The 22274-nt window shown below is 29.0% G+C and carries 17 protein-coding genes; 15 read left to right on the top strand and 2 right to left on the bottom strand.

The genetic code is table 11. The features are described 5' to 3' along the window. Positions 1-118 precede the first annotated feature (118 nt). Positions 119-1300: an aminotransferase class I/II-fold pyridoxal phosphate-dependent enzyme gene (locus JJC02_14850; protein ID UDN54157.1), complete on the top strand. Its 1182-nt coding sequence runs from the start codon at positions 119-121 to the stop codon at positions 1298-1300. A 147-nt stretch (positions 1301-1447) separates the two neighbouring features. Here the strand turns inward: JJC02_14850 and JJC02_14845 are convergent, their stop codons facing one another. Beyond that, positions 1448-2170, bottom strand: coding sequence for a GntR family transcriptional regulator (locus tag JJC02_14845; protein ID UDN54156.1), 723 nt, complete (start codon positions 2168-2170; stop codon positions 1448-1450). 384 nt (positions 2171-2554) lie between these two features. Here JJC02_14845 and JJC02_14840 point away from each other — a divergent pair, with 384 nt between their 5' ends. The 6 genes from JJC02_14840 to JJC02_14815 all read left to right on the top strand — a co-directional run bounded on the left by JJC02_14840 (position 2555) and on the right by JJC02_14815 (position 11863). Further along, positions 2555-3982 (top strand): PTS transporter subunit EIIC, encoded by a 1428-nt coding sequence (locus tag JJC02_14840; protein ID UDN56434.1) that lies wholly within the window; start codon positions 2555-2557, stop codon positions 3980-3982. 1 nt (position 3983) lies between these two features. After that, entirely contained in the window at positions 3984-4754 is a 771-nt protein-coding gene (locus tag JJC02_14835) for a ChbG/HpnK family deacetylase (protein ID UDN54155.1), read from the top strand. Between the two features lie 262 nt (positions 4755-5016). Next, positions 5017-5742 carry a MurR/RpiR family transcriptional regulator gene (locus JJC02_14830; protein ID UDN56433.1) on the top strand — a complete coding sequence of 242 codons (726 nt, stop codon included), beginning with the start codon at positions 5017-5019 and terminating at the stop codon, positions 5740-5742. A gap of 129 nt (positions 5743-5871) precedes the next feature. Beyond that, positions 5872-7800: a PTS 2-O-a-mannosyl-D-glycerate transporter subunit IIABC gene (gene mngA / locus JJC02_14825; protein ID UDN54154.1), complete on the top strand. Its 1929-nt coding sequence runs from the start codon at positions 5872-5874 to the stop codon at positions 7798-7800. 115 nt (positions 7801-7915) lie between these two features. After that, a complete protein-coding gene (gene mngB, locus JJC02_14820; GenBank protein UDN54153.1) occupies positions 7916-10531 on the top strand; it encodes a mannosylglycerate hydrolase in 2616 nt (871 codons plus the stop codon). 171 nt (positions 10532-10702) lie between these two features. Then, positions 10703-11863, top strand: a complete 1161-nt coding sequence (locus JJC02_14815; GenBank protein UDN54152.1) for a glycerate kinase — start codon at positions 10703-10705, stop codon at positions 11861-11863. A gap of 117 nt (positions 11864-11980) precedes the next feature. Here JJC02_14815 and JJC02_14810 read toward each other — a convergent pair whose 3' ends face one another. After that, positions 11981-13894, bottom strand: coding sequence for a transcription antiterminator (locus tag JJC02_14810; protein ID UDN54151.1), 1914 nt, complete (start codon positions 13892-13894; stop codon positions 11981-11983). Between the two features lie 244 nt (positions 13895-14138). Between JJC02_14810 and JJC02_14805 the strand changes: the two genes are divergently transcribed. The 8 genes from JJC02_14805 (at position 14139) to JJC02_14770 (ending at position 22272) form a co-directional block, all read left to right on the top strand. After that, positions 14139-14456: a PTS sugar transporter subunit IIB gene (locus JJC02_14805; GenBank protein ID UDN54150.1), complete on the top strand. Its 318-nt coding sequence runs from the start codon at positions 14139-14141 to the stop codon at positions 14454-14456. Between the two features lie 7 nt (positions 14457-14463). Next, positions 14464-15711 carry a PTS sugar transporter subunit IIC gene (locus tag JJC02_14800; GenBank protein UDN54149.1) on the top strand — a complete coding sequence of 416 codons (1248 nt, stop codon included), beginning with the start codon at positions 14464-14466 and terminating at the stop codon, positions 15709-15711. A 28-nt stretch (positions 15712-15739) separates the two neighbouring features. Beyond that, a complete protein-coding gene (locus JJC02_14795; GenBank protein ID UDN54148.1) occupies positions 15740-16099 on the top strand; it encodes a PTS lactose/cellobiose transporter subunit IIA in 360 nt (119 codons plus the stop codon). Positions 16100-16107: 8 nt separating this feature from the next. Continuing rightward, positions 16108-17565, top strand: a complete 1458-nt coding sequence (locus JJC02_14790; protein ID UDN54147.1) for a glycoside hydrolase family 1 protein — start codon at positions 16108-16110, stop codon at positions 17563-17565. An 87-nt stretch (positions 17566-17652) separates the two neighbouring features. Next, positions 17653-18270: a hypothetical protein gene (locus JJC02_14785; GenBank protein ID UDN54146.1), complete on the top strand. Its 618-nt coding sequence runs from the start codon at positions 17653-17655 to the stop codon at positions 18268-18270. Positions 18271-18566: 296 nt separating this feature from the next. Beyond that, complete coding sequence (locus JJC02_14780; GenBank protein UDN54145.1) at positions 18567-19319, top strand: MurR/RpiR family transcriptional regulator; 753 nt, start codon at positions 18567-18569, stop codon at positions 19317-19319. A gap of 101 nt (positions 19320-19420) precedes the next feature. Further along, the gene (locus JJC02_14775; protein UDN54144.1) at positions 19421-20341 is read left to right on the top strand and encodes a 1-phosphofructokinase family hexose kinase; all 921 of its coding nucleotides are present in this window, start codon (positions 19421-19423) and stop codon (positions 20339-20341) included. Positions 20342-20343: 2 nt separating this feature from the next. Next, positions 20344-22272: a PTS fructose transporter subunit IIABC gene (locus JJC02_14770; protein ID UDN54143.1), complete on the top strand. Its 1929-nt coding sequence runs from the start codon at positions 20344-20346 to the stop codon at positions 22270-22272. Positions 22273-22274: the final 2 nt, after the last annotated feature.

The raw sequence follows: 22274 nt of genomic DNA, 5'->3' as shown, positions 1-22274 counted from the left end.
AAGATAATCAATATTTGATTTTAGATGGAAGATATACAAATTAAACAAAAAATACTCCATCAAAATCTAATAAATCACACTTTAATGTTGTATATGAGAATTATATTGGAGAATTAATATGAAACACAATTTTGATGAAGTTTATAACCGCAAAGGTACTTATTGTACACAGTGGGATTATATACAAGATAGATTTGGTAAAAAAGATTTGATTCCATTTTCTATTTCAGACACAGATTTTACAATACCTAAGCCAGTATATGAAAAGTTAAAAGAGATGTTAGAGCATCAGATATATGGATATTCTAGATGGAATCATAATGATTTTAAAGGAAGCATTGCAGGATATTATAATAGACGATTTCAAGCAAAAATAGAGAATGATTGGGTATTATATAGCCCGTCAGTTATGTATTCAGTATCATTACTACTTAGATTACTTTGTAACAACAAAAAGAAAGTAGCTACATTTAATCCTATGTATGATGCATTTTTCAGTGTAATAGAAGAAAATGAATTTGAGTTAGAAAAAATACAATTATATGAAAAAAATGGCAAATTTAATATAGATTTTAATGAGTTTGAAGATAGTGTAAAAAATTGTGATGTATTATTGCTATGCTCACCTCATAATCCAACAGGTAAGGTTTGGAAAGAAATTGAATTAGGATTTATAATAAATACTTGTAAAAAATACAATATAAAAATTATAAGTGATGAAATACATGCTGATATAATCATGCCAGGAAATAAACATTTACCAATAGTTAAATATTTAAGTGAATATAAAGAGCTATATTTAGTGTCTTCTGGAAGTAAAACATTTAATTATCCAGGGTTAATAGGTTCATATGCTGTTATACCAAATAAAAATATATATGATGAATTTTTAGCAATAACAAGAAGAAGAGATTTTCTAAACTCTGTAAGTTTACCAGGTATGTATGCAACAATGGTTTCTTACAATGAATGTGATTATTATATAGAACAACTTGTCGAATACATAGATAATAACTTAAGTTATGTGTCGCAGTTTATAAAAGAGAATTTTGAGGATATTAAATTTACAAAGCCAGAGGGTACTTATTTGGCATGGATAGATTGTAGAGATGTTCCATTTACTTGTGAAGAAATACAAGAGTCTTTAATTAATATTGGAAGAGTAGGAATAATGAGGGGAGAAGTATATGGAAGTGAGAAATATTTAAGATTAAATTGTGGCTGTCCAAGAGAAAAATTAAAAGAAGGTCTTGAAAGATTTAAACTGAGTATAGACTATTTATACCTTAATAACAAGTAGTTTAAAAAATAAACTATTAAAAATAGATAGGGACAATTTGTTCCTATCTATTTTGCAAGTGACAAAAAATTGATTACTAAAATGAATAATTTTAATTTGATAAAATAAAAGAAGATGATTCAAATTTTTATTTTGAGACATCCTCTTTTAATATCTTTGAGTAACATCCATGAATATAAATGTTTCAGGTGTATGCTTTGATTCTGTATATTCAAAAAGCTTTCCATCATCAGTATATACACTATTTCTAATAACACCCACACAATTATAATCATTTAGAGGTAATGTTTTTAACTCAAGCTCAGTAGCTTTTTCAATTTTAAATATCTTTCTGGATGAAACAATTTTTGTTCCTAGATGCTCTTCTATATATTTGTAAATAGAGCCTTGTGCTATAGAAACATCAAGGTCTTTAACTACACTACATAGAAAATAGTTAATGTCGAGTATTTTAGGTATGTTATCAATATATCTTAGTCTGTGAAGGTGATATACTTCACTACCAACCTTAAAACCTGTCTTTTTGGACAATTTCTCATCAACCAAAATTTTGCTGAAATGAAGAACACTAGTAGCAGTATTAACCTTTTTATCTTCTACAATCGACTCTACACCCTTGAAATTGTGCATATTTAGAAAAAAATCATTAGAAAAACTATTTTCTAATACTACAACACCCTTACCTTTTATACTTTGGACGTATCCTTCTGTGTTTAACTGGGAAATTGCTCTACGTACAGTGTTTCTACTACATGAAAATCTTTCAATAAGTTGAAGTTCAGTAGGCAACATCATATTACTTTTATATTTACCATTAAGTATTTCTTCTTTTAAGACTTCATATATCTCTGAAAATTTATTTTTAGCCATATACCCCTCCTTAAAGGTTTTTAGTAATATTAGTAAACTGATATGAACAAATTATATCAAATGTGTTTAGACATGTATAGTGAAAATGAAATTATATAAACCATAAAAAGGATAAAATTAAACTATTTTGTGAGTTGTTTTAAATATATGATTAAACATATTTTAAAAATGAAAAATTTAATCTAAAAAAATAGGCTAGATATAGCAATATACTCAAAAGAATTTAGATATGAACTTAAATGAAAAAAATAAAACAAATAAAAAATATTGACAATTTGTTTAAACAAATATAATATTTAAAATATAAAATGTAAATAAATCGTTTTCACAAAAAAATAAATCGAAAGAGAAAGGGGATTGGATATGAAGAGATTCTTAAACAAAATGATGCAACAACTATCACTTTTAGGTAAGACTATGCTGGTGCCGATAGCTGTAATGCCAGCAGCAGGTATACTAGGATTATTATTTGGGTCAAATATGCTTAATGTCCCAGCTATATCTAATATATCTAATATAGTATTTTCAAATGTGGACTACTTATTTTTATTAGGAGCAGCTAGTGCCTACTCAAAGTCTAAAGATAAAACAAGTGTAATGGTTGCAGCAGTAGTTGCATATATGATATTTAAGTCAAATTTAGAGTTATTGAATGATACATTAAATGCAGGTGTATTTGGTGGGATAATTGTTGGAGCTTGTATAGCATGGACTTACAATAGAACATATAAAGTTAAAGTTCCTGCGTTTTTAAGTTTCTTTGCAGGAGAAAAATGTGTAATTACACTAGCACCAATAGTAGCTTTAATTTTATCATATATATTTAGTTTATTATGGATATATCCACAAGCTGCAATGAATCAATTTGGTTTTTGGTTGGGAGGAGCTGGTGCAATAGGAATATTCTTATTTTTATTCTGTAACCGTGCACTAATACCAACTGGATTACATCAAGTTTTAAATGCTTACATACTATTTGAAATGGGGGAGTATACAACATCAACAGGAGAAGTTATAAGAGGGGAGATTCCTAGGTTTATGGCAGGAGACCCAAATGCAGGATTCTTCTGGACAGGATTTTACATAATTATGATGTTTTCAATACCTGCTATTTCATATGCTATATATAAAACAGCACAAGATAAAAATAAACAAGAAGTAAAAGGAGCAATGACGGCTGGAGCATTGACTTCTTTTATGGCAACAGTAACTGAACCTATAGAATTTTCGTTTTTGTTTGCATCTCCTAAGCTGTATATAATTCATTCTTTTTATTCTGGTCTAGGAGGAGTTGTACTATATTTATTGGGGGCTCGTTTGGGTTCATTTAATGGGGCAAGTATAATTGACTATATCTTAAGCTTTAGTTATGGGGATAAATCTTGGCTAGTTGTACCTATAGGGATTGTATTCTTTGCATTATATTATGTAACATTTAAATACATAATAATAAAAGACAATGTACAAACACCAGGACGTGAAGTTGAGATAGAGATAGGTAATAATGTTAGTGAAGAAGAAAAAAACTTACAACTTTCTCATAGTAATTTTTCATATATGGCTAAGCAGATAATTAAAAATTGTGGTGGTTATGAGAACATAGTGACACTAAATAATTGTATGACAAGATTACGTTTAGAAGTTAAGGATGCAACACTTTTGAATGATGATAATATAAAAAAAACAGGGGCAAAAGGGGTAATTAAATTGAGTAATACATCAGTTCAAATTATTGTAGGAACGGATGTTGTTAAAGTGAAGGATGAAATGGAAATGCAACTTGATGAGTTAAGAAAGCAGGCAGAAGCATAAAATGAAAAAATTAGTAGTTAGGGCAGATGATATAGGATATTCAGAAGGTGTTACACTAGGAATAATATCTTCTTATAAGAATGGTATTGTTACAAGTGCTGGAATCATGGTGAATATGCCTTTTTCAAGACAAGCTATAGAAATGGTAAAAAATGATGATATATGTTTTGGTTTACATGTTAACTTAGTAATAGGAGAACCTTGTTGCAAAGAACATATTAAGATAAAGAATTTGTTAGATGAAGGTGGAAAATTTGTTTCTAGCAAAATAAGAAGAACGCAACTATTGACAGGTAAAGAGGTTTTTAATTATGAAGAAGTATATGAAGAAGTTTGTGCTCAAATTGAAACTTACAAGTGGTATATGAATAAGTTGCCTGAATATATTGATATACATGGTATAGAAGAAGATGTATCAATATCGGCAATGTGTGATGCTGCAAAAAAATACGGTATACCAAGTTGTCCCTATTATTTAGATTCATGTATTAGTATGCCAAGTAAATATCCTCAGAATGATTTTTACAAGTTAAACAAATCTTTTGTTAAATTATTTGAAGAAAAATATATAAATTTAGATAAAGATATAACATTGATGGTTACTCATCCAGGATTTATAGATTATAGTCTTATAAAATCATCCTCTCTTGTTCAAGAGAGAGTATATGAACATGCAATGTTATGTGATAAGGAAGTTAAAATGTGGTTAAGAAGAAATAAGATTGAGTTGGTTGATTTTAAAGACATTTTAAAGGCTAATAATTATATATAAAGAATAGATTAGCTAAAATGTTAATTAAAAATAAGTATTTGAAAAAAATGTGTATTTCCTAAAAGAATATTGATAGAGATGTATCAAAATAAAAACTTGAATCATCTCTATCAATATAGGAAGTGCACATTTTTTATGTATAATAAAAGGAGTAGTATGCATTAAAAAATTAAAAATATTAAATTATAATAATATTAACGAAAATTTTAGATAATATTTTTGAATTTTACTTATGAATAATAAAATAGATGGAGGAGAAACTATGGAATTTTATGAAAGAGCAAAAAAATATGAGTATAAATTTACAGATACAGAGGACATGATAATTGAATATATGAGAAAAAACAAAGAAGAAGTAATAAAATTATCAATACAATCTTTAGCAGATAAATTTTTTACTGTGCCAAATACCATAGTTAGGTTATGTAAAAAGATGGAGTATGATGGTTTTTCTCAACTAAAAAATAATTTAAAAGAGGAGTTAAAAGATGAGAATAAGGAGGTTAAAGATGGCTTTGAATCAGACATAAAAAAGACATTAGAGCTAATAGATTATGAAAAAATAAATAAAGTAGCAGATATGATTCAAAAATCTAGGAGTATTATAGTTTATGGAATAGGTCAAAACATTCCTTTGTGTGAGATATTAGTAAAAGAAATTAGAGGTGGTCATAATAATATAACCTACTATAGCCAAAGACATGAAGTACTTCATGATATAGGAAAATTAGGTGAACAAGATATGTTTTTTGCCCTTAGCTTAAGTGGAGAAACGAAAGAAGTGATAGAAGCAGCAAAGATAGCAGTTGATAAGGGATGTAAGGTAGTAGCTCTAACACATATATGTGAAAATAAATTACAACAAATTGCGGATATAAGTTTATATTGCTATTCAACAATTAGACAAGTAAATGGATATAATATATCAGATAAGGTTCCAATCATGATGATTATGAGAGCGATAATAGAGCAGTACTGGTTAAGATAGAGGTTTGTGTATAAATACACAAATCTTTATTTTTTAAGAAGAAATTGTGTGTATAATTTCAAAAAAACATTTTCATGATTTATTTTATGCTATATTCATAACATTAAATGATTTAAGGAGGGCGTAATTTTGGAATTTAAGAAAATCACAAATGAAAACCTTGTTTTTTTAAAACAAAAAGTAAAAACAAAGGAAGACGCAATAAAGTTCTTAGCAAGAAAGCTATATGATGAAGGTAAGTTAACATCTTATGAGGAATATTTAGAAGCTGTAATGTATAGAGAAACTTTATCTCCAACAGGTTTTGAAAAAGGACTTGCAATTCCTCATGGAAAATCTAAGTCAGTTAAAGAGGCAGCATTTGCAGCTATGACTTTAGAGACACCAATAGAGGACTGGGAAAGTGTAGACCCAGATAATAAAGTAGAGTTAATATTTTTGATAGCAGTACCAGAAAATGAAGGTGGAAATACACATATACAAATACTTTCTGAGTTAGTTACTAGATTGTCAAATGAGGATTATATGAATATGTTGTTAAATTCAAAAACTAAAAAAGAATTATTTGATAACTTAGATATAGAAGAAAAGAAAGAAAAAACAAAAGAAGAGATTATAATTCAAAATAAATCAAAGAAAATTGTGTTAGCAATAACAGCGTGCCCTGCAGGTATAGCACATACATATATGTCAGCAGAAGCATTAGTTAAAGCTGGTAAAGAAATAGGTGTAGATGTATATGTGGAAAAGCAAGGAGCTAATGGTATGGTAGACCCTCATACTCCAGATATAATAAAAAAGGCAGAAGCAATAATATATGCAACAGATGTAGCACCTAAAAATACAGAAAGATTTGAACACTTGCCAAGTGTAAAAACTTCAGTAGCAGCTCCACTAAAAAGAGCAAAAGAAATAATATATGAAGCTTTAGAAGTATCACAGAAACAAGGCAAAGGTGAATATATAGAAAAATCATCAGATACATCATATAATGAAAAATCATCATGGAAAAAAGATGTGAAATCAGCAATACTTACAGGAGTATCTCATATAATACCACTTATAGTGGCAGGAGGTATGATACTTGCATTTGCAGTATTAGCATCTCAGGCATTTGGTCTACAAGACTTGTACAATCAAGAAGGTTCTTGGTTATGGCAACTTAGAAAACTTTCTAGTGGTATGTTAGGGACATTAATGGTTCCAGTATTATCAGCATACATGTCTTACTCACTAGCTGAAAAACCAGGTCTTGGACCAGGGTTCGCAGCAGGTCTAGCAGCAGATTTAATAGGTAGTGGATTTCTTGGAGGTATGTTAGGAGGTTTACTTGCTGGTTATATAGTAAGATTCTTAAAGAAGAATATACCAGCTAAAGGTACGTTAGCAGGATTTGTAAGCTTCTGGGTATATCCAGTGGTTGGTTCTTTGGTAGTAGGTTTGTTGATGTTATTTGTAGTAGGAAAGCCTGTAGCAGCACTTAACAATGGTCTTATAAATTGGCTAAATGGAATGACTGGAGTAAATGCAATACTACTAGGTGCAATAATAGGAGCTATGGTTTCATTTGACCTAGGTGGACCAATAAACAAAGCAGCCTACACATTTGCAATAGGAGCAATAGCAAGTGGTAACTTTATACCTTATGCAATATTTGCATCAGTTAAAATGGTTTCAGCTTTTGGAGTTACAATAGCTACTATTTTAGGTAGAGATTTATTTTCAGAATCAGAAAAAGAAATAGGAAAGCAAACTTGGATATTAGGATTGGCTGGAATAACTGAAGGTGCTATACCATTTATGATAGAGGACCCAATTCGTGTTATACCATCATTAGTAGCTGGTTCAGCCATAACTGGTTCTATAGTAGCATTCTTCAATATAGGGCTTCAAGTGCCTGGAGCTGGTATATTCTCATTAGCCCTTTTAGAGGGAAGTATGTCAGGAGTTATGGCAGCATCAATATGGTTCTTTGCAGCAGTATTTGGAGCTATAATATCAGCAGTGTTATTAATAATAACTAGGAAACAAAAAAATCAAAGAAAGATGAATTATTAGAGATTTAATTATATTAATAAAATAAATATTGAAAAATTATGTAAACTCAGTAATATTTTTATTTGATTTTTAATTAGACAGAAAATATTATCAGATAAGTTTTGGAGGATAAATAATGAAAAAAAATGTACACATAGTTCCTCATATGCATTGGGACAGAGAGTGGTACTTCTCAACCGAGGAATCTAGAATATTACTTGTAAATAATATGGAAGAAATCATGGATATGTTAGAAAATAATCATAACTATCCATATTATGTGATGGACGGTCAAACTGCTATATTGGAAGATTATCTAGCAGTTAAACCTGAATATAAGGATAGAATAAAAAAATTGGTTCAAGAAGGAAAGTTAATAATAGGTCCTTGGTATACTCAAACTGATGAAATGGTAGTTGGTGGAGAGTCAATACTTAGAAATTTATTGTATGGAATAAAAGACTGTGATGAATTTGGAGAATACATGAAAATAGGATATTTGCCAGATTCATTTGGGCAAAGTGCTCAAATGCCACAAATACTAAATGGTTTTGATATAAAATACTCAATGTTTTGGAGAGGATGTTCTGAAAGAAAAGGAACTAATAAAACAGAATTCAACTGGAAGAGTGATGATGGGTCTTCTGTTTTGGCTCAAATACTTCCATTAGGTTATGCAATAGGGAAATATCTACCAATGGATGAATACGAGTTAAGAACAAGAATGGATAAATACTTACCAGTCCTTGATAAAGGAGCAACTACAGACCATATAATACTTCCAAATGGGCATGACCAAATGCCAATTCAAGAGAATATATTTGAAGTTATATGCAAATTAAAAGAATGTTATCCAGAGAGAGAATTTTTCTTAAGTAGATATGAAAATATATTTAAAGAACTAGAAAAAAACGAAGACATAGATACACTAAAAGGGGAATTTCTAGATGGGAAATATATGAGGGTGCATAGAAGTATATTCTCAACAAGAATGGATATAAAAGCAGCAAATGCTAGAATAGAATCAAAGATAACTAATATTTTAGAACCATTAGCTTCTATTGCATATTCTCTAGGTTTTGAATATCACCATGGATTAATAGAGTTAATTTGGAAAGAAATAATGAAAAATCATGCTCATGACAGTATTGGATGTTGTTGTTCAGATAAAGTTCACCAAGAAATAATGAATAGATTTTTCTTAGCTGAGGAAAAAGTAGACCAATTAATAATATTTTACAAGAGAAAAATAGCTGATGCTATGAGTTGTGAAATGGCTTTAGACAAGTTAGTAGCATTTAACTTAATGCCTTATGATAGAAATGAAACAGTAAGTGCCCAAGTTATAACTAAGATGAAAGCATTTGAAATATTTGATAGAGACAATAATAAGTTGGATTTTGAAGTGATACACAAAGAAGAAATAGATGCAGGATTAATAGACCGTCAAATAGTTCACTATGGAAACTATGACCCATTTATGGCATATACAATAAATTTTAAAGATGAAATACCTGCAATGGGGTATAAGGCATATATGATAAAAGAAGTTGACCATATGCCAGAAAAAGCTTACGAAGTATGTGATATGGTAGACAATGACTTTTATACTATTCAAGTCAATAAAAATGGAACATTAAAGATATTTGATAAAAAATTAAACAAAACTTTTGAGAATGTATTATTGATGGAAAATGGAGGAGATGAAGGAGACGAGTATGATTTTTCACCACTTCCAAATGAGAAATTAATATTTAACGATAATTTAGTAGCAAACCATACTATAAAGAAGAATAGATTTAATAATGAGATAAAGATAAATTATAGGTTAAAAGTACCAAAAGATATACAAGCTAGAAAAAATAATATAGTAGACTCATTTATTGACTTTGATATAATTATAAATGTTCCAAATGATAAAGCCATAATAGATGTAGTATTCAATATGAATAACCAAGCAAGAGATTGTAGAGTTAGAACTTATATACCAACGAATATAGCAGCAAAGTTTTCTGTATCTGATAATCAGTTTGGGCATATAAAGAGAAATGTGTATGATGATGCTATGGAAGTTTGGCAACAGGAAGGATGGAGTGAAAGACCAGATTCTATATATCCAATGCTAACATTCGTTGGATTATCTGATGAAGAGCATGGAGTAGCTGTTCTTACAAACAGTACAAGAGAGTTTGAAATAGTAGGAGAAAAATTTGATACGATAGCTGTAACTCTATTTAGAAGTGTAGGATTCCTAGGTAAAGAAGAAATGGTAAGACGTCCAGGTCGTCCATCAGGAATAAAGTTACCTACTCCAGATTCTCAAATGATAGGAAATATAAAAATAGACTTAGCAATAGTTACTCATGAAAAATCTACGATAGAAGCAAATGTTGCAAACATGGCTAAAGAATATCTAACAAAAATACAAACTTACAATAAAATGCCATATAATGCTATGAAATTGAATCAATCAGGAATAGAAGTGGATTATTCATATAGTTTATTCAAAGAAACTAATAAGGAACTTGTGTTAAGTGTTGTGAAAAAGGCTGAAAAAGAAGATGCATTAGTAGTTAGACTATACAATACTAAAGAAGAAACAAAATCAGCTAACATAGTATTTAACAAAAATATTAAAATAGCTAAACAGGTTAACTTAAATGAAAAGGAATTAGAATTTTTATCAATAGATAAGAATTCTGTAAGTGTAGAGTGTACAATGAACCAAGTTAAAACTATATTAGTTAAGTAATGATATAAGGGTCAAATATGTTTTATATATATTTGACCTTTTTTACAAAGTAAAAAGAAGATAAATAGTATAAGTTATATACAAAGGAAGATGTAAGGTATAAAATATAAATTATACTTAGAAAATTGTATCTCTAAAATAATGTATGTTTAAAATAAGGAGTAGATAAATATGAAAGTATTAATTTCTATAGATTCCTTGAAAGGAAGCTTATCTTCAATAGAGGCAGCAAATGCAATAAAAAGAGGAATATTAAAAGTTAAAAAAGATGCAGAAGTAAAGATATTACCACTTGCAGATGGTGGAGAAGGAACAGTAGATGCTTTAGTGCAAGGAATGAATGGTGAAAAAGAAACTATAGAAGTTACTGGACCAATAATTGAGAAAGTAAATGCTACATATGGATTATTAAAAGATACAAATACAGCAATAATAGAAATAGCTCAAGCATCAGGACTAACATTAGTTCCAACTGAACTTAGAAATCCTTTATACACTACGACTTATGGTGTTGGAGAAATAATAAAAGAAGCAATAAATAAAGGATATAGAAATTTTATAATTGGAATAGGTGGAAGTGCTACCAATGATGCTGGAGTAGGTATGCTTCAAGCTCTAGGGTTTGAATTTTATGATTCAAATAACAACTTAGTAAAGCTGGGAGGAAAAGTTTTAAATGAAATAAGACACATAAAAGTAGGTAATAGATTAAAAGAATTAGATGAATGTAACTTTAAAATCGCTTGCGATGTAAATAATCCACTGTTTGGAAAAAATGGAGCTGCATACATATATGGGTCTCAAAAAGGTGCAACATTAGAAATAATTGAGGAGTTAGATAATGGTCTTAGAAATTTTTCTAAAGTAGTCGAAAATTGTTTAAATAAAGATATAGCTAATGTAGAAGGGGTAGGAGCAGCAGGAGGATTAGGTTTTGCGTTTTTGGCATTTTTAAACTCAAAATTAGAACCTGGAATAAAAATAATATTAGAAGAAATTAAATTAGAGGAAGAGTTAAAAGATGTAGACTTTGTTATAACTGGCGAAGGTAGATTGGATAATCAAACTGCCATGGGCAAAGCACCAATAGGAGTTGCAAAACTGGCAAAAAAATATGGCGTAAAAGTAATAGGTTTGGCTGGAGCAACAACAGAAGATGCAGTTAAGTGTAATGAAGAGGGGATAGATGCTTATTTTTCTATAGTAAATAGAGCTATGACAATAGAAGAAGCAATGGATAAAGAAACTGCCAGTGGTAATATGACTGCCACAACCATACAAATATTTAATCTTATAACTAGTGTACAACAATCAAAAAATAGGTCATATTAAAAATAATGTATATTAATTAAAAAAGAAAGCTATCACGTAAGAATTTAAACTTTTCAGCGTGATAGCTTTTTAATTTTGCAGTAATAGTTTTAACAATATATATGTAAGTACATGGATTTAGATATTCTGAATAAGATAAGCTATTCTATTCATAAAACTACTATAGCTATCTGCCTTAGTAAGTTCTTTAACATTATTCCACTCAGATAGTATTTCAATAAAGCTTTCGAATATGTAATTGAATTTTTCTTTTTCTTTTTCATTTATGGGTATCATGGCTATAATTTGTACTTTTTCCCTACCCCATTTAACTGGTTTATCGTTGACAATTAAACAGACACCAGTTTTTAAAGCATCCATTTTCATGCTATGAGGAATTGCTACGTTGTTATTAAAAGCAGTTGAAGACATGTTTTCCCTTATAAGAACATCATCTACATAAGTAGTTTTAACATATTTATTTTCGTATAGAATATTTCCCATAAATTTTATATAATCTTTAGCACTATCTAAATATATATTTTTCATAAATAAAGACTCACTGAAGTACATTTCTAAATGGTTTTGTACAGTAAGTATGTTTTTTCTATCTTTAATTTGAATAAATTTACTTTGGATATTATCATAATCTTTTCTATTTGGATAAGGATTTATATAGACAAAAGGTATGGGGCATCTATTACTAATTGGTAAGGTAGTGATGACCATGTCTACTTTGCTATCAAAGTCTAGATTATGAATATCTGAAAAAATTTGAATAACTTCTATAGATTCATTAAATCTTTTTTCAAGGTCTCTTACTATTCTTAGTTGTAAATCATAGTAATTTGGAGTAATTAATGCACAAAGAACTTTATCTTCTAGTAGTTTTTGTCTATCAAAGAATGAGCCTACATGGAGAGATATATACGATATTTCATCTTCATCTATCTCTATATTTTCTAAAATTTGAATCTGATTACAAATATAAACAGATATGTCGTATATCAGAGGATAGGAATCTTTCAACTTCTGAGGTATTTGATTTCTCAAAACTTGATTATTCTTAGCCCTACTGATTAAGTTTTTTACGTGAAGAGTAAATTTTACAACAAATTCATCATCAGATAAATCTATAAAGTATAAATCATATACATTTTTAATTATTTTTTTAGTTAGATTAACAAAATGTTCGTTTATATAATTTGACAAAGACTTAGTATCCATTTTATGATAGTTTAAAACTGTGGTTTTGTTTGTTAACTGAAATACTAAATAGTATAATTCTGTACTAGTTAAAGTTATGTTGTACTCTGATTCTAAAAAATTTGATATATCTTTTGCAATATTTACATCTATATTATTGTCTATATAGTTTACTACTTCAACAGGCTCTATGTAGTTATTCTTTTTTATTCTATCTATAGTTATCATTAAATGAAGAAGTATGTTATTTATAGCATACTCATTTATAAATAAATTGTATTTTTTTAATATATGTATTATATTTTCTTTTAGTTTAGTTAAATTATACTCTTGATATATTTTTTGTACATCAAATAAGCTTAAAAAATCACTTCCTGTTTCTTTAAATATTATAGAGCTCATTAATTTACGCTTTGCAGACTCATTTCCAACTAGTTTCAATAAAAATCTAGATTGTTTTATTTTTAAATTATAACTTCCTATAAATTTATTGGCTTTGACTATGTCACTTTCAATGGTAGCTGAACTAACGAATAATTCTTCACTTAAATCAAACATATTAATTCCATTACTGTTAACTATAAGTTCTTTTAAAATTAAATTTAACCTATTATCAGGTGATGTATTTTCTGAACTATCAATTTTAGTTTGACAATTATTATTAAGGTTAACTTTGTATCCTTTTTTAGAGGACAGTATAAATTCACCAGTAGAATTAATTTCGTTTACATATTTTCTAATCGAACGTGTTGATACATTAAGGTAATTAGCTAATGTGGATGAATCTATCCAATCATGTTGCGTTTTTATGAAATTTAAAAATAGCTCTTTTTTAGATGTTTTCATTAGATTCCCTCGCATAGTTTTAAAATAAAATCTGTATGATATAGTATATTATATAATTGAATGTACGTATTATAAGATACATTATACTATATATTAATATGCCTAATTAAGAGTAAATGATTTCCTATTATTAGGAAATATATTTATGTGAAATGAGCTTATTTAGGAAGTACAATATAAGCACAATTAAATAAAAAATTCATTAAGAAATAAATTAATGGATAAAAATACTGGAGGTATCAATATGAAAAATATAAGAGTATTGTTGGCGTGTGGTTCAGGAGCAAGTACAGGTTTTATGGCAACTAGTATGAGAAAGAGTGCAAAGAAAAAGGGTATAGAAGCAGATATAAAAGCTAGAAGTGAGTCGGAGATAGATAAGTATTTACCAGAAATAGATTGTTTATTATTAGGTCCGCACTTAGATTATATGAAGGAAGAAATTCAACAAAAAGCTAATGAATATAATGTGCCAGTAGCATGTATATCTAAAACTGCATATGGAAGACTAGATGGGGCGAAGGCTTTAGAAGAAGCATTAGAGTTAATATCAAACAAATAAAATACTTATGGGGAGAGTGTTTATGAATAAATTTATAGATTTGTTAAGTGAAAAATTTACTCCTGTTGTAAATAAGATAACTAAGAATATATGGGTACAATCGGTTCAATCAACTATAATGAAAGTTTTACCTATGGTATTTGTAGGTTCTTTAGTAACTATAGTTTCTGTCTTGAAAAATTACATAAGTTTTTTGCCTGATTTAAGCCCAATAAATCAATATACATTTGGGCTTTTAGGATTATTTATAGCATTTTTATTGCCTATGGAAATAATGAAGAATAAGAAATTTGAAAGTATGAGTGTAGTTGCAGGTCTTGCAGGAGCAGGATTGATGCTAATGATGATTCGACCAGAGATTACAGAACAGGGTGCTTTATTTAACTTCAATAGATTCGGAGGAGAAGGGATGCTTGTGGCACTAGTTGCAGGATTATTCTCTGGATTAATAATGTCTTTATTTGGTTCTTTTTCATTTTTCGGCGAAGATTCAGCACTTCCGGATTTTGTAAGTAAATGGTTTGACAGTATGTTACCTATAGCAGTGATAATGTTTATAGGTTGGGGATTAATTTATGGGCTTAACTTTGATGTGTTTGAAATAATAGTTAGAATATTTAAACCAGTATCAGATATAGCACAGACATTACCTGGATTTGTACTCTTAAACTTCTTAGTAGTATTTATATATTCCTTAGGTATAAGTGGATGGGTACTATCCCCGATAACTTATGCAATTCAGCTTAGTGCAATTGCAGCCAATGCAGCAGCTGTAGCATCAGGTGGTGTGGCAACTAATATATATACTTATGAAGTTATTCAAACAGGTTGGATAACTTTAGGGGGATGGGGAGCAACATTACCATTAGTATTAATGATGTGTATATCCAAAGCTAGTAGAATAAAAGCAATAGGAAGAGCATGTGTCGTTCCTTCAATAATGAACATAAATGAACCAGTAATGTTTGGAGCTCCAGTAGCATGGAACCCATTTTTAATGTTGCCTATGTGGATAGGTACAATAGTAATATCAATAACTACTTATTTATCAATGAGTATGGGATTTGTTACAATTCCAAGTAAGGTGTTTAATTTATGGTATGTTCCTTTTGGTATATCTACTTTTATGGTAAATCAAGATGTTAGAGGTCTTATTGTTTTAGCAATAAACATAGTATTACTATTTATGATATGGTATCCATTTTTTAAAGCTTATGAAAAAGAAGAACTAAAATTAGAGAGTCAAGAAGCTTAAATTTAGATGTTGAAAGGAAATTATAAATATGACAATTGAAGAACATATAATAGATGAAGAGTTAGTAGAAGTAGCAATGCAAATAATACTTCGTGCAGGTGAGGCTAGAACAGAAATTAAACAAGCTCTTAGTGATTTAGAAAAGTTTGATTATAAAAATGCTGATTTAAAACTAGCTAAAGCAAAAGAGTTTATGACAGAAGCACATAGAGCTCAAACTAATATCATACAAGGTGAAGCTAGTGGAGAAAAAAGAACTCATTCCCTGTTATTTGCACATGCTCAAGATACTCTTATGACAATATTCAGCGAATTAAATATAACTATGTCTTTAGTAGGAATAGTAAAGTCTATAGAATATAAGGTAAATAATTTAAATAATAAATAGAATAAGGAGTGATTAAATTGAGTAAGTTTCCTAAAGATTTTTTATGGGGTGGAGCTGTAGCAGCTAACCAATTAGAAGGTGCCTGGAATGAAGGTGGAAAAGGGTGGTGCTTAGCTGATGTACATATATATGATAAAGATAGAGATATATCTAAACATTATGAGTCTGATATGACTATAGAAAAAATAAAGTTTGCTATGAAAGATAACAATGGGCATTATCCTAAGCGTAGTGGAATAGACTTTTATCATACATACAAAGAAGATTTAAAGCTTTTAAAAGAACTAGGGTTAAAGTGTTTTAGATTTTCAATAAACTGGGCTAGAATATTTCCAAATGGAGATGATTTAGAGCCTAATGAAGAGGGGTTAAAGTTTTATGATAATCTTATAAATGAAGTAATAGATAATGGTATGGAACCTATTGTAACACTACTTCATTATGAGACTCCTTTAAATTTAGTATTAAAATATAAAGGATGGTCTAATAGAAAAGTAGTAGATTTCTTTGTTAGATATGCAGAATTAATATTAAATAGATACAAAGATAAAGTCAAATACTGGATAGTTATAAACCAAATAAATCTAATATACCATGAGTCATTTAATTCAGTTGCATTTTGTGTAGACCAGGTAGATGATGTAGAAGAGGCTAAATATCAAGCTATTCATCATCAATTCATAGCTACAGCTTTAACCAAGAAGCTTGGAAAAGAAATAAATTCAGATATGATGATAGGTATGATGATGGCAGATTGTACATCCTATCCAGAAGACTGTGACCCTGAAAATGTAGTATTTGCTTTAAAAAGAAATAGGATACAATATTTCTTCACTGATGTAAGTTTTAGAGGGGAATATCCAGCTTATATTAAGAGGTTTTTCAAAGAAAATAATATAAATATAGTTATGAAGGAAGGGGATGAAGAGGTATTAAAAGAAAATACTATGGATTTTCTAGCTCTATCATATTATTATTCTACAACAGTTTCAGCAAGTAAAAATACTATGAATCCAATTGATAATATAAAAAATCCATACTTAAAAGCAAATCCGTGGGGATGGGCAATTGACCCAAAAGGGTTATATAATACTTTATCTCAATACTATGATAGATATCAAAAGCCAATAATGATAGCTGAAAATGGATTTGGAATGCATGATAAATTTGAAGATGGAAAAGTCCATGACAATTATAGAATAGATTATTTAGGAAAACATATAGAGCAAATAGGTGAAGCTATAGCTGATGGAACGGAAATATTAGCTTATTGTATGTGGTCGCCAATAGATATAGTAAGTTGTTCATCTCAAGAAATGGAAAAGAGATATGGATTTATATATGTAGATATAGATAATAATGGAAATGGAAGCAAAGAACGTTACAAAAAAGATAGTTTTTATTGGTATAAAAATGTAATAAGAACTAATGGAGAAGAATTAAAAGAAAAAGTAGATAGTTTTTAAACATAAATAATCCCTCTTATAAATACTATGTTATTAATACAGTTTTATAAGAGGGATTATAATTATAAATAAGGTGGTTTATTAATTATGAATGTCATAAAAAAATTTATATTTGTAATTTTAATTATAAATATACTGGGATGTGGTATATCTCTTATACTTCAGTCAAGCCTTGGTAGTGATGCAATTACACTTTTAAATGAGGGTATACATATAAAGTTAGGTATAAGTTATACAATAGCAGGGCTAATATATAATGGAACTCTATTACTTATAGCATTGCTATTGAATAAAAAAAGTTTGGGATTAGGAAGCTGTGTTTATGTACTAGTAGCAGGAATATTTATAGATTTGTATATATACTTATTATTAGATTTTAATATAAGTAGTTTAGGGATTATCATTAGAATAATGAGCTTTATAATTGGACATATACTTATGTGTAGTGGATTTGCAATGCTTATAAAATTTGACATTGGAATGAGCCCTTTAGATGCTATATTAATCTATATTGAGGGCAAATTTAAGTATCCATATAAAGTTTTAAAAACTATAGCAGATGTAATATTTTTAATTTTAGGTGTATATTTAGGAGGAAATTTAGGGTTTGGAACTATATTTTCAATATTATGTACTGGAACTACAATTTCAATTGTTAGTAAGATGATTTCTGTTAATAAAAAAAGGTATTACTCAAATATATAAATTGATAAGTGAGAGTATAGGATAATGTTTATGAATCATTTTCAATAATTCGAGTTAATTTGAGGTCGTAAAAATTGGAGTTACTCATTTTCAGTAATTGAGTAACTCCAATTTTTATTACAAAATACTCTAATAATTACATAATTAATTGAAGCATAAAATTATTATATTATAAATTTACATATATAGACATTGACTAAATCTTAATTGTATATAAAAATAAGTAGTTAAGAGGTAATATATTATATTACTCGATAAATTTAGACAAATAAAACTTATATAAGGGGAGATAACATATGATAATTGAGCTAAATAAAAGTAATTCTGAAAATCTAACGAAGACGGAACTTGAAATAATTAAATTTATAAATGAAAATGAATCAATATTACCAGAATTATCTATAGTAGAGATTGCTCATGAAACATATTCATCTCCAGCAACCGTTTCAAGAGCAATTAGAAAATGTGGTTTAAATGGATTCAATGAACTTAGGTATAGATTAACAGTAAAAGATGAAAATGATGATATACAAAATATGGGGGATATAATAAATAAATCCTTTATAGAAGCACAGAGAGTTATAGAACAAATATCTTTAACTACACTAATCAATATAATAAAAACTATAAATAAATCTAGTAAGATATATATTTTAGCAAGAGGGCTTACTGAATATGTAGCAAAAGAGTTTAGTCTTAAATTGCAATTACTTGATTTTAATATTGTTTTTATAAATGACCCCAACATAATGAAAATAAAATCTAAATCAATAAAAAAAGACGAACTTATAATTATATTTTCATTGAATGGAAATACCATAGAGCTTGTAGAATCAGCACAGAATGCCAATTTAGTTGGAGCTAAAGTTATAACTTGCTGTTGTAGTGAAAGTGCAAAACTTATAAAGTATTCGGATTTATATATTGTAGGATACAAACATGAACATATATCAATTTCTGAATATGAAGTATCCTCCAGATTGCCCTTGTATATTATATCTAGGATAATTATAGATTATATGGTCAGATATAATAATTCTGAAAATTAAATTAAAAAGTCTATGAAAATCGATTTTCTATTTGTGAAAAGATTTTCATAGACTTTTTTATTATAATGAAAACATACACAGCATAAGCAAGGGGGAAGACAATGATATATACATTAACTACGAATCCAGCAATAGATATGAATATATCTACTAATGGTATAAAGAGGAAATTGGTAAATCGTACATCAAATGCTGTATATTCTCCTAATGGAAAGGGATTAAATGTAACATTTGTACTAGGTCATTATGGTATAGAATCTAAGATATTAGGATTCTTTGGAGGATTTTCAGGAAAATATATAGTTGAAGAAAGTGAAAAGAGAGGATTTGATGTATTGCCTACCTGGGTAGAAGATACAACTCGTATAAATATATTTTTAAACGATGGAAGTGATGAGTTTAAATTTGTAAACTCTGGGTCGTATGTAAACGAAAAACAAAAACTAGATATGCTAGAGAAGATAGAGTCTTTAGAAGATATAAGCTATTTATCAATAAGTGGAAGTTTACCGCCTGGTATTGATGATAGTTACTATGAAGATATATTTAAGATTTGTAAAAATAAAAGTATAAAGACAATACTCGATATAAGTTCACCAAAATTAAAGGAGTTGTTACAGTATAACCCATATTTAATAAAGCCAAATGATGAAGAAATCAAAGATATATTTGGAATTATTGTAAGAGATGAAGAAGATATTAAGGATGTACTTAAACTACTGCATTTAAAAGGTGCTCAAAATATACTGCTAACTTTAGGAGAAAAGGGTTCTTATTTTTACAATGGAAAATCAATTTATTATGCTAGTGCTCAGCCAGTTACAGTAGTCAGCTCTGCATGTGCTGGAGATTCTGCATTAGCTGCTTTTCTAAGTATATGGTTGGAAAATCCAGAAGATATTGAATATGCGTTAAAAAGGTCGGCAGCAACAGGAGCAAGTGTGGCTGAAAGTAATGGTATAGGTAATTTAGAGAATGTGGAAGATTATATAAAAAATATAAGAGTCAGAAAGGTGGTATAAAAATGGGAAAGAAGATGATTCTAGGGGTAACAGGTTGTCCAACTGGAATAGCTCATACTTTTATGGCAGAAAAAGCATTAAAAAATTCAGCTAAAGAATTAGGCTGTGATATAAAAGTTGAAACGAATGGAGCCATAGGTGTAGAAAATAAGTTAACAGCAAAAGATATTGAAATGGCAGACGCAATAATAGTTGCTTGTGATAAAAACGTTGATATGGACAGATTCAATGGAAAGCCAGTAATAGAAGTGCCTGTTAAAGAAGGTATACATAAAGCTAATGAACTTATACAAAGGTGTATTGATGGAAAGGTACCTATTAGAAAGGGAAGTTCATCAAGTAGTAAAGTTGCAGAGGAAGGAAATTTATCATTTGGTCAAAAGTTATATAAAGACTTAATGAATGGTGTATCTCACATGTTGCCTTTAGTAGTAGCAGGTGGAGTACTTACTGCCATATCATTTTTATGGGGGATTTATTCATTTGACCCAAATTCAGAACAGTATAATCAAATAGCAGCTACATTAAAATCTGTTGGTGGATATTCTATGAATTTGATGGTTCCTGTATTGGCAGCATTTATAGCTCAATCTATATCAGGAAGACCTGGTATGTTAGCAGGTCTTGTTGGAGGAATGATATCCTTTGACACAGGTTCGGGCTTTTTAGGTGGAATTATAGCAGGATTTTTAGCAGGTTACTTAGTTAAATTATTTGTGCATGTATTAAGAAAATTACCAAGACAGTTAGAAGGGCTAAAATCGATTTTTATAATTCCTATAGTCAGTGTAGGTATTGTTGGTGTAGCCATGCTATTGCTTGGAGGACCATGCTCAGCACTTAACAATGCTATGATGAACTTTCTTTCAGGATTACAAAATTCAAGCCCTATAATCTTAGGAATAGTAATAGGATGTATGTCAGCATTTGATATGGGAGGTCCAGTAAATAAAGCAGCATATGTAACTGGAACTATGCTTTTAGGACAGGGGAACTATTTATTTATGGCAGGTGTATCGGCAGCTTGTATAACACCACCCCTAGTAATAGCAATAGCATCTACTTTATTTAAAAACAGATTCACAGAAGAAGATAGAGCAGCAGGATTAATTAACTATATACTAGGTAGTACACATATAACAGAAGGAGCAATACCTTTTGCGGCAAAGAATCCATTAAAAGTGTTGCCAGTACTTATGATTGGTTCATCAATATCAGCAATTTTAACTTATATAATGAAAATAGAAGTACCAGCTCCACATGGAGGATTTTTGGTTCTAGGATTAGTAAATAAGCCACTTTTATGGGTAGGATGTATATTGGTAGGTTCATTAATAGGTGCTGTACTTTATATGATGGTTACACCTAAAGTAGTAGATAACAAAGCTACTACAGAAAATACAACTAAAATTAAAAATGAGGATGAGCATAAAAGCACAGATAAAATTACAACATTGGAAAACGTATCTAATGATATGTCTTTATATAGCGAAGAAACAGTAGTTTTAGATATTAAGGGAAAAAACAAAGCAGATGTAATTGATGAAATGGTTGAAATACTTGAAAAATCAGGTGTTCTTTCAGATAAAAATAAGTTTAAGGAAGAAATTTATAAGAGAGAAGAAATATCGTCTACAGGTTTTGGCATGGGGATAGCAATACCACATGCAAAAACAGATGCAGTAAAAATACCACGTGTAGCAGTGGGTGTATCAAAAGAAGGATTTGACTTTGAATCAGAAGATGGAAATCTAGTACACATTATATTTATGATAGCAGCTACGGACAATGGTGATAATTTACACCTAAAGACATTATCTCAATTATCTTCAAAGTTAATGAATGAAGAGTTTTTAAATGAATTATTAAATAGCAAGACAAGTAGAGAAATAGTATCAAAATTAAATAATGAAGAAATCAAATCAATATAAAC

The sequence above is a fragment of the Clostridioides sp. ES-S-0054-01 genome (assembly GCA_021561035.1).
Taxonomy (GTDB): Bacteria; Bacillota; Clostridia; order Peptostreptococcales; family Peptostreptococcaceae; genus Clostridioides.
Note: the sequence above shows the minus strand (reverse complement) of the source record. Positions and strands in the feature narration are given on the sequence as shown.

Coding starts and splice junctions, on each gene's coding strand:
- JJC02_14850 (UDN54157.1), top strand. CDS start 119: ATGAAACACAATTTTGATGAAGTTTATAACCGCAAAGGTACTTATTGT.
- JJC02_14845 (UDN54156.1), bottom strand. CDS start 2,170: ATGGCTAAAAATAAATTTTCAGAGATATATGAAGTCTTAAAAGAAGAA.
- JJC02_14840 (UDN56434.1), top strand. CDS start 2,555: ATGATGCAACAACTATCACTTTTAGGTAAGACTATGCTGGTGCCGATA.
- JJC02_14835 (UDN54155.1), top strand. CDS start 3,984: ATGAAAAAATTAGTAGTTAGGGCAGATGATATAGGATATTCAGAAGGT.
- JJC02_14830 (UDN56433.1), top strand. CDS start 5,017: ATGGAATTTTATGAAAGAGCAAAAAAATATGAGTATAAATTTACAGAT.
- mngB (UDN54153.1), top strand. CDS start 7,916: ATGAAAAAAAATGTACACATAGTTCCTCATATGCATTGGGACAGAGAG.
- JJC02_14815 (UDN54152.1), top strand. CDS start 10,703: ATGAAAGTATTAATTTCTATAGATTCCTTGAAAGGAAGCTTATCTTCA.
- JJC02_14810 (UDN54151.1), bottom strand. CDS start 13,894: ATGAAAACATCTAAAAAAGAGCTATTTTTAAATTTCATAAAAACGCAA.
- JJC02_14805 (UDN54150.1), top strand. CDS start 14,139: ATGAAAAATATAAGAGTATTGTTGGCGTGTGGTTCAGGAGCAAGTACA.
- JJC02_14800 (UDN54149.1), top strand. CDS start 14,464: ATGGGGAGAGTGTTTATGAATAAATTTATAGATTTGTTAAGTGAAAAA.
- JJC02_14795 (UDN54148.1), top strand. CDS start 15,740: ATGACAATTGAAGAACATATAATAGATGAAGAGTTAGTAGAAGTAGCA.
- JJC02_14785 (UDN54146.1), top strand. CDS start 17,653: ATGAATGTCATAAAAAAATTTATATTTGTAATTTTAATTATAAATATA.
- JJC02_14780 (UDN54145.1), top strand. CDS start 18,567: ATGATAATTGAGCTAAATAAAAGTAATTCTGAAAATCTAACGAAGACG.
- JJC02_14775 (UDN54144.1), top strand. CDS start 19,421: ATGATATATACATTAACTACGAATCCAGCAATAGATATGAATATATCT.
- JJC02_14770 (UDN54143.1), top strand. CDS start 20,344: ATGGGAAAGAAGATGATTCTAGGGGTAACAGGTTGTCCAACTGGAATA.